This is a genomic window from Xanthomonas sp. NCPPB 2933 (assembly GCF_056725225.1).
On sequence record NZ_CM161518.1, the window covers coordinates 140609 to 154312 of the forward strand.

10 protein-coding genes are annotated in these 13704 nt (G+C 63.1%); 3 read left to right on the top strand and 7 right to left on the bottom strand.

The window, feature by feature from the left end; genetic code table 11:
- Window positions 1-81: 81 nt before the first annotated feature.
- From AC1PLU_RS00545 to AC1PLU_RS00565, 5 genes are all read right to left on the bottom strand, one after another.
- Window positions 82-897 (bottom strand): DUF4159 domain-containing protein, encoded by an 816-nt coding sequence (locus AC1PLU_RS00545; RefSeq protein WP_481095766.1) that lies wholly within the window; start codon window positions 895-897, stop codon window positions 82-84.
- Window positions 894-2228, bottom strand: coding sequence for a TldD/PmbA family protein (locus tag AC1PLU_RS00550; protein WP_023902027.1), 1335 nt, complete (start codon window positions 2226-2228; stop codon window positions 894-896). The genes AC1PLU_RS00545 and AC1PLU_RS00550 overlap by 4 nt, the downstream gene beginning before the upstream one ends.
- Before the next feature lie 15 nt (window positions 2229-2243).
- The gene (locus tag AC1PLU_RS00555; RefSeq protein ID WP_043888811.1) at window positions 2244-3878 is read right to left on the bottom strand and encodes a TldD/PmbA family protein; all 1635 of its coding nucleotides are present in this window, start codon (window positions 3876-3878) and stop codon (window positions 2244-2246) included.
- Between the two features lie 1384 nt (window positions 3879-5262).
- Window positions 5263-6891 (bottom strand): TldD/PmbA family protein, encoded by a 1629-nt coding sequence (locus AC1PLU_RS00560; RefSeq protein ID WP_481107385.1) that lies wholly within the window; start codon window positions 6889-6891, stop codon window positions 5263-5265.
- Between the two features lie 201 nt (window positions 6892-7092).
- Window positions 7093-8049: an AraC family transcriptional regulator gene (locus AC1PLU_RS00565; RefSeq protein ID WP_481107386.1), complete on the bottom strand. Its 957-nt coding sequence runs from the start codon at window positions 8047-8049 to the stop codon at window positions 7093-7095.
- Window positions 8050-8129: 80 nt separating this feature from the next.
- Here AC1PLU_RS00565 and AC1PLU_RS00570 point away from each other — a divergent pair, with 80 nt between their 5' ends.
- The 3 genes from AC1PLU_RS00570 (at window position 8130) to AC1PLU_RS00580 (ending at window position 11007) form a co-directional block, all read left to right on the top strand.
- Window positions 8130-8930, top strand: a complete 801-nt coding sequence (locus AC1PLU_RS00570) for an alpha/beta fold hydrolase (protein ID WP_481107387.1) — start codon at window positions 8130-8132, stop codon at window positions 8928-8930.
- A 2-nt stretch (window positions 8931-8932) separates the two neighbouring features.
- Window positions 8933-9322 (top strand): MAPEG family protein, encoded by a 390-nt coding sequence (locus AC1PLU_RS00575; protein WP_481108580.1) that lies wholly within the window; start codon window positions 8933-8935, stop codon window positions 9320-9322.
- 137 nt (window positions 9323-9459) lie between these two features.
- Window positions 9460-11007 carry a hypothetical protein gene (locus tag AC1PLU_RS00580; protein ID WP_481107388.1) on the top strand — a complete coding sequence of 516 codons (1548 nt, stop codon included), beginning with the start codon at window positions 9460-9462 and terminating at the stop codon, window positions 11005-11007.
- Between the two features lie 375 nt (window positions 11008-11382).
- On the opposite strand, the gene AC1PLU_RS00585 is transcribed toward AC1PLU_RS00580, so the two are convergent.
- Together AC1PLU_RS00585 and AC1PLU_RS00590 are read right to left on the bottom strand one after the other, a co-directional pair.
- Window positions 11383-11850 (bottom strand): LuxR family transcriptional regulator, encoded by a 468-nt coding sequence (locus AC1PLU_RS00585; protein WP_119960794.1) that lies wholly within the window; start codon window positions 11848-11850, stop codon window positions 11383-11385.
- A gap of 239 nt (window positions 11851-12089) precedes the next feature.
- A complete protein-coding gene (locus AC1PLU_RS00590; protein ID WP_481107389.1) occupies window positions 12090-13703 on the bottom strand; it encodes a hypothetical protein in 1614 nt (537 codons plus the stop codon).
- Window position 13704 lies beyond the last annotated feature (1 nt).

Here is a 13704-nt window from a genome sequence, read left to right on the forward strand (position 1 = left end):
GTTGCTGGCGTAGGAGCGCGCTTGCGCGCGAGGCTTCACCGGGAAATCTTCATCGCGCGCCAGCGCGCCCCTACACGGCGGTCAATTGGTCAACGCATACATCACGATGTTGACGCCGAACCTGGTGTTGTCTTCGGCCAGAAACCGCTTGTTGCGCCAGTCGTAATCCCATTCGCAGCCGTAGTCCTTGTTGCTGTACAACACGCCGAGCCGGCCATCGATGCTGATGCCCTTGAGGTAATCGTGCACCAGATCGTCGCCCCAGCCATTGAGTTCGAAACTGGTGGCCGGTGGGCCATCAGGAAACTTGAAAAATGCGTTGTAGAGGCGATGACTCTTGGGCAACTTCTGCAGCGCGGTCTTGCCGAAGATGGATGTCATCTGCGCTTCGAACGAGGTGGCGAACAGGCCATCGATATCGTGATTGCAATCGTCCACGAACACGAAGCCGCCATTGCGCACATAGCGCTCGAAGTTGCGCCGCTCGGCCGGGTTGAATTCCACCAGCTTGTGCCCGGCCAGATAGCAGAACGGTGCCTGCAACATGCGCGGATCGGCCAGATCCAGCACGTGCTCCTGCGGGTCCACGCGCAGCTGGGTGTAGTCGATCAGCGAGGTGATCAGGTTGGACGGCATGCGCGCATCCACATCCCAATCGCCGGAGTCGTAACGCAGCCGGGTGAACCAGAAATCGTAGTTGCCGGCCGCGCGTGCACGCAGCGGGAGCGCCAGGGTGACGGCGCTACCGAGCAACAAGCCTAGGAAGTGGCGCCGCGAAGTGGGAGCCGGGAGACCGGGAACGGGAGCCGCAAGCGCCTGCAAGGTATCAGTCTGCAAAGAGCGGCTTCTGCGCTCCGATTCCCGAATCGCCACTCCCGAATCCCGGCTCCGACTCACACCGCATCCGACAACGAGGTAAACGTAAAGTCGCGCAGACGCATCGGCGGGATCATCATCACGAAGTTGGATTCGTCACCGGCCACCCGCACCGGCTTGCCCAGTTCGTCGATGTTGTTGAGCATGATCACCGGCGATTCGTTGAAGCGGAAATTCTTCACCGGGTACTTGATCTGCCCGTTCTCGATGTAGAAGGTGCCGTCGCGGGTCAGGCCGGTGAGCAGCACGGTCTGCGGGTCGACCATGCGGATGTACCAGGTGCGCGTGACCAGGATGCCCTTCTCGGTGCCGCGCACCAGCTCGGCGATGTTCTTGTCGCCGCCGGCCATCAGTAGGTTGCCCGGCTCGCCGATCGCGCGCTTGCCGTTCTTCTGCGCCCAATAGCGCGAATACTGCAGGTTGGCGATCTTGCCGTTTTCCACGATCGACATCTTCTCGCGCGGCAGGCCCTCTTCGTCCCACGGCAACACTGCGGCACGCGCATCCCACGGGTCGGCGGTGATGTTCACGCGCGGGTCGTAGACCTGTTCGCCGAGCTTGTTGCCGCCGCCTTTCTTGGACAGGAAGCTGCGGCCTTCATCGGCGCGGCGCGCGTCGAAGAAATTCATCATGAACGAGATCAGCCCCGCAGCGGCGGCCGGCTCCAGAATCACCGTGTACTTGCCCGGTTCCAGCGCCTTGGCTTCGGCCGAGTCGCTGGCCTTGCGCATCGCAATGCGGATGTCCTGCTCGGCCTTGAAGTCGGCCGCATCCTTCAGATTGCGCCCCACCCAGCCCGAGCCGCGGCCGTCTTCGGTGCGCACGGTGCAGGTGTAGTCGAAACGTGCGCCACGCTGGTAGCCGAAATTGCCCTTGCTGTTGGCGAATGCGGTGAAGCTCTGGCCATCCTCGAGAAAGCCGGCAGCGATCAGCCCCTTGCCCTTGCATGGGGCGATCGAATCGGCGGCGACCTGCGCGCGAAACGCCGGGTCGATGGCGGCAGTGGAGTCGCTGAAGGTCGGGCTGGCGGTATAGGTTTGCTTCTCGACCGCCGGCATGAATTCCGGATTTTCCGGGGCCAGGCGGGCCAGATCTTCGGCACGCCGCACCACGCGTTCCAGCGCGGCGTCGTCGAACTCGTTGATGGTGGCGATGCCTACGCGCTTGCCGAACGCCACCTGCACCTGCAGGTCGGTGTTGTCGACGATGCCGCTGGTGGACACGTTGTTGAGTGCGAAACGGATATTGCCGTCGATCGCGCCGGTGAGCGTGGCGGTGCACTCATCGGCCTTGGACAGTTTGATGACCTTGTCCAGAATGGCCTTGGCCTGCGCTTCGGTAAGGATGCTCATATGGGTTTCTCCTGATCAGCCGAGCGAGCGGGCGGTGTTGATGACGTTGATGCCGTCGAAACGGGCGGTGGACGAGCCGTGCGAGACCGCCGAGGACTGGCTCGGCTGGCCTTTGCCGTCGAAGAACGAGCCACCCATGCGGTAATCGCGTTGATCGGCCACGGCGCTGCAGGCGTTCCAGAATTCCGGGGTGCGGATCTGGTAGGCCACATCCTCAAGCATGCGGGTGATCGCGCCGTTCTTGATTTCGTAGAACAGCTGGCCACCGAACTGCGCGTTGTAGCGCTGCTGGTCGATGGAAAACGAGCCATCGCCGATGATGTAGATGCCGTTTTCCACGTTCTTGATCAGGTCGCTCACGCTCAGCGGCGTCTTGCCGGCCGCCAGCGAGACATTGGCCATGCGCTGGAACTGCACGCTCGACCACGAGTCGGCGTAGCAGCAGCCATCGGAGGCGGTCTTGCCAAGGATATGCGCCTGATCGCGAATGGCCTGGTAGTCCACCAGCTTGCCGTCGCGGATCAGATCCCACTGCTTGGTCTTGACGCCTTCATCGTCGTAGCCCACCGCACCCAGGCTACCGGGCTGGGTCTTGTCGGCCAGGATATGCACCTTGTCGCTGCCGTACTGGAAGCCGGCCTTGAGCTTGTCGAGCGTGGCGAAGCTGGTACCGGCGAAATTGGCCTCGTAGCCGAGCACGCGGTCCAGTTCCAGCGGGTGGCCGACCGATTCGTGGATGGTGAGCCAGGTATGCGAGGGGTCTAGCACCAGGTCGTACTTGCCCGGTTTCACCGACGGTGCCTTGAGCTTTTCCTGCGCCTGCTTGGCCGCCGCAATGGCGTCTTCCTTCATGTCGTAGGACAGGCCGTAATTGACCACGCCGTTGGGCGAGACGAACTTGCCCGAGGCCGCGCCATCCAGATATTCGTAGCCCAGGCCCATCGGTGCGGAGAGTCCGTCGCGGGTGCGGAACTTGCCGCTGGCCTTGTCGATGGCAGTCACGCTCATCGGTGCCCAGATGCGGTGCACGTCCTGATCGATGTAGGAACCATCGGTGCTGGCGAAGTACTTCTGCTCGTTGACCACGAACAGCATCGAGTTGACGAAGTTGGCGCCGGCCGCGGTGGCGGCGGCATTGACGCCGAGCAGCAGGTCCACCTTGTCCTTGATCGGCACTTCCATCGCGTTCTTCTTGATCGGCGTCTTCCAGCTCACCTCGCCCACGCCGGGCGTTGGCGCCAGTTGCACGGGTGTGCCCTGCACCTTGGCATTGGCCTTGGCGATCGCGGCGGCCTGCGATGCGGCCTTGGCCACGCCCTGTTCGGTGAGATCGTTGGTGGCAGCAAAGCCCCAGGCGCCAGCTACGAGCACGCGGATGCCCGCACCGATGGATTCGGTGTTGACCACGTTCTGCACCTTGTCTTCGCGGGTGATGACGAACTGGCGCAGATAGCGGCCGATGCGCACATCGCAGTAGCTCGCACCGGCCTGACGGGCTGCGTTGAGGCCGGCATCGGCCAGGCGCTTCTTGCGGCCCACATCCAGTTGCGTCAACAACTGCTCGGCGGCAATGGCCTTGCCGAAGTAGGCGGGCACGATCAGTCCACCCATGGTCAGCCCGGTCAGGGCCAGGAAATCACGTCGTTGCACGGGCAACTCCCCAATAGTCCCGCGCGGCGCGCAGGTAGTCTGGTGACGCACAGATGGGTATCTGCACGGTATCGCCGATTCTTGCCGGGCAATGAACGCTGCGTCAAATGACTTTCGGCATGGGTGCAGCGGCAATCGCTGTGCTCGCATGAGTCGAGCGGCACACGCTGCCTGCATGCAAATGTGGCGAACGGGGCTGGTAGCGTGTGCTTGCTGCGCCATCGCGTCGACACGCGATGTGATCGATGACAGGCGTGCATTATCTTATTGGCGGTCGTGCAATGCGCGACGCGCACGCCATCGTGCCCAGTGCCTGCTTCATATGGCTCAGAGAGACTAAAAATGAAGCGATCGTCTGCGTGTTGGCTGCAGGGCCCTTGCCCGCCCACCTACAGCGTTTGAATGCATCTAAACGACACCATAACTCGATATCTTTGTTGCTATGAGCTGATTGAACGATGTAGACGCTTCAGTGGCAGAGCGATAGGGCTGCAATTTCGCTGCAGGGCCCTTGCCCGCCCACCATCGCGGGACACGCCGCAAGTACGTCCTTGTAGGCTCTTACGCGGCATCCATGCCGCGTAAGGTCCCGCGACGGTGGGCGGGCAAGGACCAGTCGCGATGGTCGGTGTTTATGGCTTTCAACAAAGCAACCAGCAGACTTCCTGGTGCGGTGTCCTCGCCGATTGCGGGACCATGTGGCGGCATGGATGCCGCCACTGAGCCTCCATGGACGGATTCACGGCGTGTCCCGCGAGCGGTGAGGGCACCGCGCGCTCAACTGACCACGCTTTTGACTTACAGCGTTTGAATGCATCTAAACAACATAAGTCGATATCTTTGTTGCTGTGAGCTGATTGAACGGTGTAGACGCTTCAACGGCAGAGCGATAGGGCTGCAACTTCGCTGCAGGGCCCTTTCCCGCCCACCATCGCAGGACACGCCGCAAGTACGTCCCTGTAGGCTCTTACGCGGCATCCATGCCGCGTAAGGTCCCGCGACGGTGGGCGGGCAAGGACCAGTCGAGAGTGTCGGTGTGCATGGTGCAAGAAATGCACGACGTCCGTTGTTCGGACAACAGCGCGCACGATCAGCTTCCGACGAGAGCCGAGCAACAAGCATGCTTTCAACAAAGCAGCCAGGAAACTGTCTGGTGCGGTGTCCTCGCCGATTGCGGGACCGTGTGGCGGCATGGATGCCGCCACCGAGCCTCCAGGGATGGATTCACGGCGTGTCCCGCGAGCGGTGAGGGCACCGCGCCCTCGACTAACCAAGCTTTTGATCGCACCTAAACGACGCAACGACTCGTTGAGATTGTAGCTGTGTCTACTTGCAACCAGGACAGCTCTAGCAAAGCGACCTACAAACCGTTTGTTGGCAGCTCTCAGCCCAACGAACGCGCGGTATTGATCACGTTGATGCCATCGAAGCGTGCGGTGGATGATCCATGCGACACGGCCGAGACCTGGCTGGGTTGGCCCTTGCCATCGAAGAACGAGCCGCCCAGGCGGAAGTCGCGTTGATCGCAGACTGCGCTGCAGGCGTTCCAGAATTCCGGCGTGCGGATTTGATAGGCACCGTCTTCCACCAACCGCGTGACCTGGCCATTCTCGATCTCGTAGAACAACTGCCCGCCGAACTGCGCGTTGTAGCGCTGCTGGTCGATCGAATACGAACCGCGCCCGTGGATGTACAACCCGCGCTCGACGTTCTTGATCATCTCGGCAACGCCAAGTGGTTGTTTGCCTGCGGCCAGCGACACATTGGGCATACGCTGGAACTGCACGCTGGACCAGGAGTCTGCATAGCTGCAGCCGTCGGAGGCGGTCTTGCCGAGCAGATGCGCCTGATCGCGCGTGCATTGGTAATCGACCAGGATGCCGTCTTTCACCAGCTCCCATTGCTTGCTCTTGACGCCCTCATCGTCATAACCCACCGCGCCCAGGCTGCCGGGCTGGGTGCGGTCGGCGACGAAGGTCACCGCATCGCTGCCCCAGCGGAAACCCGCATCGCGCTTGTCCAACGTGGCGAAGCTGGTGCCGGCGTAATTGGCCTCGTAGCCGAGCACGCGATCGAGCTCGAGCGGGTGGCCCACCGACTCGTGGATGGTGAGGAACAGATTGCTCGGGTCGATCACCAGATCGTATTTCCCGGCCTTCACCGAGGGTGCGGTGAGTTTGGCGCGCGCCTGTTTGGCGGCAGCAATCGCATCTTCGCGCGCGTCATAGCGATGGCCGTAGCCGATGAGTCCGCCAGGTAACTGATGCTTCTGGCTGGCATCGCCATCCAGATATTCGTAGCCCATGCCCATCGGCGAAGACAGCCCGTCGCGGGTGCGGAACTTGCCGCTGGCCTTGTCCACTGCGGTGACGGTAAACGGCAACCACAGCCGGTGCACGTCCTGATCGATGTAGGAGCCGTCGCTGCTGGCGAAATACTTCTGCTCGTTGATCGCAAACATGCGCGAGGCCACGAAGGTGGCACCGGCAGTGAGTGCGGCCGCGTTGACGTCCATCAGCAGCGCAACCTTGTCCTGCAGCGGCACTGCCATCGCGTTCTTCTTGATCGGGGTCTTCCAGCTCACTTGCCCGGCCGGGGTTAACGGTGCCAACTGCACCGGCGCACCGCCCAGCCGCGCGTTGGCCTTGGCGATCGCTACCGCCTGGCGCGTAGCAGTGGCCACACCATCGCTGGTGAGCGTATTGGTGGCCGCAAAACCCCACGCACCATCGGCCAGCACGCGCACGCCTACACCGCTGGATTCGGCGTTGACCACGTTCTCCACCTGCGCCTCGCGGGTGATCACAAACTGGCGCAAATAGCGGCCCACGCGCACATCGCAGTAGCTGGCACCGGCCGCCTTGGCGGTGGTCAATGCGGTATCGGACAGGCGCCGGTTGCGCGCCGCATCCACCGGGGTAAGCAATTGCTCGGCCGCGATCAGGCGCGTATGCGGCAGCAGCAACCCGGCTGCACCGATGCCGGACAAGGTGAGGAAGGTACGACGGTCCACGTGGCGTTCTCCACTGAAGCGCACGCTGCGCACGTGCCAAACCCCGAGGGTGGCGTAGAGGCCTGAAAGTGGTCAAGTGACGATGTGCATGGCGGTTGGCGCGGCTCGCGTGCAATCGTGCGGGCCGGGTCGATCTACACCGCGCATGTGAGTGATCGATGTGCCCGGACAGACCAGCGCGCTGTCGCTGTGTCGGTCGCGCTACGGCTTGACCTGCTTGGGCGCATGGCCGAAATAGGCCTTGAACGCGCGGCTGAAGCCGGCTTCGGAGTGATAGCCCACCCGGCGCGCGGCATCGCCCACGCTGACGTTGCCTGAGCGGATCAGATCGTCTGCCACGCTCAGGCGCCACAGCGCGATGTAGCGCATCGGCGACTCGCCGGTGATCTGCGCAAACTGCTGCGCAAACAGCGAGCGCGACAACCCGGCATGGCGTGCGAGTTGTTCCACCCTCCAGCTGCGGTACGGATCGGCATGGATCGCATGCAGGGCCAGTCCGATCCGCTCGCCGACCGGGCTGGCAAGCCAGCGCGATTGCTGCGGATGCAGCTCTGCCCAGCTGCGCAAGGCGCGGATCACCAGCAGGTCGATGATGCGCGAGACCATCAAGCGCGCACCGGGGCGCACCTCGTGCGCTTCGGCCATCAAAAAATGCGAGAGCAGGCGCAGCCACTCCGGCACGCGCCCGCCATCGCCGGGGATATGGATCAGGGTTGGCAGCGCGCGCATGATCGGCGGCAGCGGCAACCGTTCGTAGCGAAAAATGCCGCCGATGACAGTGGCCAGCGGTGCGCCGTCGCCATGCCGGATCTTCAGCGTTGCAGCGTCGAACTGCCCGGCTGCGAAGAAATCATCGGCAATGCTTTTGACCTGTGCCGAGTGCGACAAGGTATGCCCACGCCCGTGCGGCAGCACTACCAGATCGCCGGTGTGCAGCTGCAACGGTGCACCGCCATCGGGTGTGATCCACAACGCGCCTGCTTCGATAAAGTGCAGATGCGATGGCCCCGCCGGCAGATGCGCATGGAAATGGGCAGCGACCTCTGCGGTGTAGACGCCCTCGCCGTGCAGGCGGATCAACGTGAGCAATTGCGACAGGATGTCGGCGCGTGCGGGCTGCGCAACGTGCGTTGCATGCAGCGGTAGAGGATCGGTCATGGAAGACAGTGTCCGGGTCATGGAGTCGTGTGGCGCGCAGGGGGAACCTTAGTGCATCCACACAGACCCGAGATGCACCGATGAAAAACAAGACCTGCATGACCATGACCACGCTGCTGTTGTGCGCGCTGTGTTCCGGCGCCGTCACCGCAAAGCCCGTCACGCATCCCACCATCGTGCTGGTGCACGGCGCCTGGGAAACCTCCGCCATCTGGCGGCCGGTCGCCGGCCAATTGCGTGCGCATGGTTATCGCGTCATCGCAGTGAATCTGCCGGGCCGCCCCGGTGCAACGCAGGAGCCGGAGGCGATCAGCCTCGATGCATATCGCGACACGGTGCTGGCCGCGATCGCTGGCGAGCGCGCACCGGTGGTGCTGGTCGGGCATAGCTTTGGCGGTGTCACCGTCACCAACGTGGCCGAGGCCGCACCGGAGAAGATCAAGACCCTGGTGTATCTGGCTGCGTTCGTTCCACAAGACGGACGCACGCTGCTGGCGCTCGCGCAAGCGGACACGGCAAGCAAGATGCCGCCCTACCTGACAGTGAACACGCACAAGAAGGCAATGTCGGTGGAGGCATCTGCACGCGGCGAGCTGTTCGCCAACGATGCAACTGCCGCACAGCAGGCCCGCATGCAACACATGATCGTGGACGAGCCACTGCAACCGATGATGACGCCGGTGCATCTGACCGCGCGCTCGAGTGGTGTGGATCGGGTGTATATCCGCACGCTGCAGGACAACGCGCTGAGCCCGGCGTTCCAGTCCAGGACAATCGCTGCCACTCCCATGCGGATGACCATCGATCTGGACACCGGCCATTCGCCATTTCTCACCGCGCCTGGCGCGCTGGTCGCCGCCATCGAGCAGGCTGCGCAGTGAGCATGCCCATCGAATTGATCGCGTTGGTGGCAACCGCGCTGCTGTGCCTGTGCATTCCTTTGGTGTCTTCTGCGCTGTACGCGCGCCAGGTCGGAGCCAAGGCGTTGATCGGCAATCGCGAGGGGTTGCCCGAACCGAGCGGTGCCGCAGGGCGTGCACAACGTGCGCACCGCAACCTGCTGGAAAACCTGTTGCCTTTTGCCGCAGTCGTGCTCGCTGCCATGACGCTGCAGGTGTCCAATAGCATCACGGTGATCGCGTCGTTGGTATTTTTAAGTGCGCGCGTGGTGCATGCGGTTTGCTATCTTTTCGGCATTCCCGGACTGCGCACGCTCGCCTATCACGTCGGCCTGTGGGCGACGCTGGCCTATGCAGTGCAGTTGTTTGTGTGAGGATCACAATGCGCGCCAGAAATGTGTCCAGCGGATGTTTGCACGATGCTGCGCGCAGGCGACGCGCAGCGCTTTCTCACCACGCTGCCGCTGGCATCGACGCAATACCGAAGGCGCTCGGTTGGTGCAGTGGTGCAGTGCTGGCGCTGATGGTCACGCTGTTGCCGTCACACGCCGCGCGTGCTGCAGACGTGCCAGAGCGCGTCAATTTCAGCGTCACCATCAAACCCCTGGCCGCGCAGGACGGCACGGTCAATGGCCTGGCTGTCACCGAGCAACTCGTTCTGCCGGACGCGCGCGCGCCGTTGACCTTGGTGTTGCCTTTGGCATTGCCCGCAGTGCCGCGCAATGCCGATGCAGTGAGCGAGTTACACGTCACCGATGCACGCGGCGAGGTTGCACTGGCGATCGATGACGGCGGGCCGTCGCAAGGTTTTGCCTTGCGACGCTGGACCACCGGCCGGCCAGTCGGTCCGCAGGTGACAGTGCGCTATCGCGCCGCGCTGCAGCCCGCGCAGACCGGCGGCCCACCGTATGGCATGAAGGCGGCCGGGCAGGGCGTTGCAGGCAGTACCAAAAGTTTCGTGTTGCTGCCCGAAGCGCTGAGCAGCGATACCAGCGTGCTGATGTGGGATCTGTCCGAGCTCGTGCCCGGTTCGATCGGCGTAGCCACTGGCGGGGCCGGAACGCTGCATGTCCCCGGCTCGCCGATGGTCATGGACGATCTGTGGTTGCTGGCCGGCCCTGCACTCGCCGGCCAGACGCAACCCGATGCCGTGTTCAATGCCTACACCATCGGTCAACCACCGTTCGATGCGGCAGCCACCATGGCCTGGGCGCGACGCGCCTACGAGGTGCTGACAAGCGCGTTCGGCTACATGCAGGCACCGCATTACGAATTGTTGATCCGCGCCCTGCCGGTTGCCTCGTACGAAACCGGCACCGCACGCCTGGCCGGCGGCGGCAGCCTGATGACGGTGGGCAGCGTGTTCTCGCCATCGCAGGACCTGCAAAGCGTGCAGAGCACGATCTTTCACGAGATGGGGCATCAATGGGTTGGCCAACTCAGCAACGGAGTCGAGCCGTGGTATGCGGAAGGCATGAACGTCTTCGTGCAGGCGACCCTGCCGTGCGCCTCCGGGCTGCACCCGATCGCGGCCTGCGCAAAGACCATCAACGACTGGGCGCGTTACTACTACACCAGCCCGGCGCGACACTGGTCGCTGCAGCAGATCGATGCAGCCGGTTTCGAACAGGAAGCCGTCCGCCGCATTCCCTATGCACGCGGCATGCTGTACTTCGCCAGCGTCGACGCCGCCTTGCGCAAGCGCTCTGCCGGCAAGCACGGCCTGCTGGATGCCATGCGCCCGCTCTACATCGCACGACATGCAGGCGAACGCTTCGAACGCAGCGACATCGAAGCCCTGCTACGCCGCGAACTCGGCGAGGCCGAGGTCACCACTTTTCGCCAGGTCGTCATCGAGGGCACGCAACTGATCGTGCCGCCTTCCGATGCCTTCGGCCCCTGCCTGCAGCGCGAGGAGCGGCGCTGGAGTAGTGAGGGTAAGGACATTGAGGGCTATGTGTGGAAGCCGGTGCGCTGCAGGGCCCTTGCCCGCCCACCCTCGCGGGACACGCCGCAAGTACGTCCATGTAGGCTCTTACGCGGCATCCATGCCGCGTAAGGTCCCGCGACGGTGGGCGGGCAAGGACCAGTCGAGATGGTCGGTACGCATGGTTGCAAGCAAGGCATGTGTGTTGTTTGGATAACGCCGCGGCCGATTAACTTCGCAACGCAAAACGCAACGCGATCAACAGGTAGGCCTTTATCAAACTACCGACCAACTCTCTGGTGCGGTGTCCTCACCGATTGCGGGACCGTGTGGCGGCATGGATGCCGCCACCGAGCCTACATGGATGTACTTGCGGCGTGTCCCGCGAGCGGTGAGGGCACCGCGCATTCGACCCACTCAGTGTTTGATCTAAACCTCTGCCTGCATCCACCAAGAGACGGCCGACAAAACCACTGCACTCGCTGACAGGCGCTCGCTCGCCAGTGTTCACTTGGACTGACGTGCCGCGCGTTTGAAATACGCGGTGCGCATTACCGGGTTGCCGTCCTTGAAGTACGCTTCAATCTCGGTCATGACCTTGCCGTCGGCGCTGACCGTATAGGTGCGTGTTGATGCCGGGACGCCTTGATACATCAACTGCATGACCAGCACGCCTGGCTCGGGCATTTTGACGGCGGCACGATCGACCAGGTAGGTGCCGGATGCCTTACCCGGCGTGCCGTCCAGCAGCAGCGTGGATTGTGCCTGCAGCGTCTTGTTGTCGTGTTCGATGATCTCGGCGCTGGTTGCCCACTTGTTGCCTGGAACCTGTTTGAAATTCAGGACGACACGTTTGGGTCGTACCGCTGCTGGCATCGGGAGGCTGCTGGTATCCAGTAGCCAGGTTCCGACCAGTGGCGATGGCGCGGTTGATGCGGAGAAGGCGGGTGTGGCTTGCAACATGACGGCAGCCAGTGCAACGCATGCGGTCTTCATGAGAATTCCCTTATCGATATGTGATCCCTGCGGGCAGTCAGGCGACTGCTTGCAAGGCATTGCGCGTAGAGATCGACTTCCCGTAGACCGTCCCACTCCGGCCCGAGGGCGATACTCCCCGCTGCCCGGTGGTGAGTCAACTGACGGCACATGGAGTCGGCAGCCCTCGCCTGCCTGGCGCATCGTTGGCGGCGCAATCACGACCGATCACCCGGGACTCAATCGAAGTGGATGATCCGTAACGCGCGCAATGATGTCGCTGCCTGCGCAGGCGGCAGCGCGAGCGCCTCGCGATACAGTTGCGCCGACACCTTGCATCGCTGCGGTTCCGACCATGCGGCCCAATCGATCGGCTGCTGTGCTGAATCGACCGCCTTCCAGAACGTGCTGTTGTAGCGCAGGCGCGCTGTCCGTTCTTCTGCGTCGGACACCGCGTGTTGCGGTGCCTGCGTTGCGGTGCTGGCGATCAGGTCGGCAAGCAGGCCGCGGACGCGTGCGCGCGTTTCCTCGTTCTGCGGGCGTGCGCCGTTCTCCAGCAACGTGTTGCACTGTGCCTTGTCCTGGGTACGCACCGCGTCGTCCCAGAGCGCGGAAATATCCTTGCCCCAGCGGAGCATGTCGGCATCGGTCGAGCGACCAAAGGCGAATGCCATCATTTCAGCGTACAGCCTGCGTAACCACGCAACGGCAATGTCCTTGTCCTTGGCAAGCAGCGCCTGACGAATCGACGGTGCGCGCTGCAGCACCTGGTCCGGCTGCTTGGCCGCATAAGCTAGATATGCGCGCCAGGACGCATCGCTTGCGCCCATCTGGTGCAAGGCGCCCGCCATGGCAATGGCGGAAGGCGTCGCTGGCTTGCCGTGCGCATCAAGGATACGCACGCTGACACCGCTTTCGACCAACTCGGTAGCATCGACCCAAGCCATCGAGCTGGGCGGCGTATGGCTGCGTTTGGACAACAAGCCAGGCCCGAATCCGGCGCGCAGCAGGATGGCGCGCGATTGCGCATCCGCCTGCACCAGTGCAGATTCGCGCCATTCCTTGGGTGCGTTACCGGGCATCCTGTTCTGGTGCAACCCGATAGAGCCACGCAAGCTCAGCTGGCGCTCGGGCGATGCCGCCCACAGCAAGCTGCAGGCGCTGGCGCAATAGTCATCGACGCGCACCACCAAGTCGCGGGCACGGATGATCTTGGCTACTTCAAGTGCGTCGTCAACCAACCCGCCGCCACTGCGGATATCGATCCGCTGCAGAGGCGGCGCACGCGCCACGGCAGCCTTGAAGTCATCAATGAAATTCGCCGCGATATTGCCGTCGATGCGCAGCACCCGCTTGTCGGCACTCAGCACCATCCGCGCGTCTGCCTCCGCGTGGCGTGCGCGATCGTTACTCACCAGCTGATAGAGCAATGCAGCAATCAATGGCAGTGCCGAGATCAGCAACCACACCGACGTCCACGCGCGCGAGGTACCGTAGCCGGGGTCGTGTTTGACCGCGATACCTAGCACCATTGCAGTCAATAGCAGCGACACAGCAAACAGGCTCAGATGCCAGGCCAGCGGCAAAGGCAGGCGCCCGGGAATGTGAAAACCCCACAACGGTAGCGCGATGCCAAGGACCAGACAGCCGAACAGTGCGAGTGCCCCCAAGACGGGCAACCAGGGCGTCGCGCGCGGGCTCCAGCGGCGTCCAAGTGAGGTCCACGCTGTTTCGCCTGGGCGCCACGACATGGTGTCGGCACGATAGCGGCCACGTCCGAACTCCGCTTGCACCTGTGCCATCTCCCACACGCCGAGATAGCCCCGCCTGTCGCATAAATGCAGGTGTTGCATG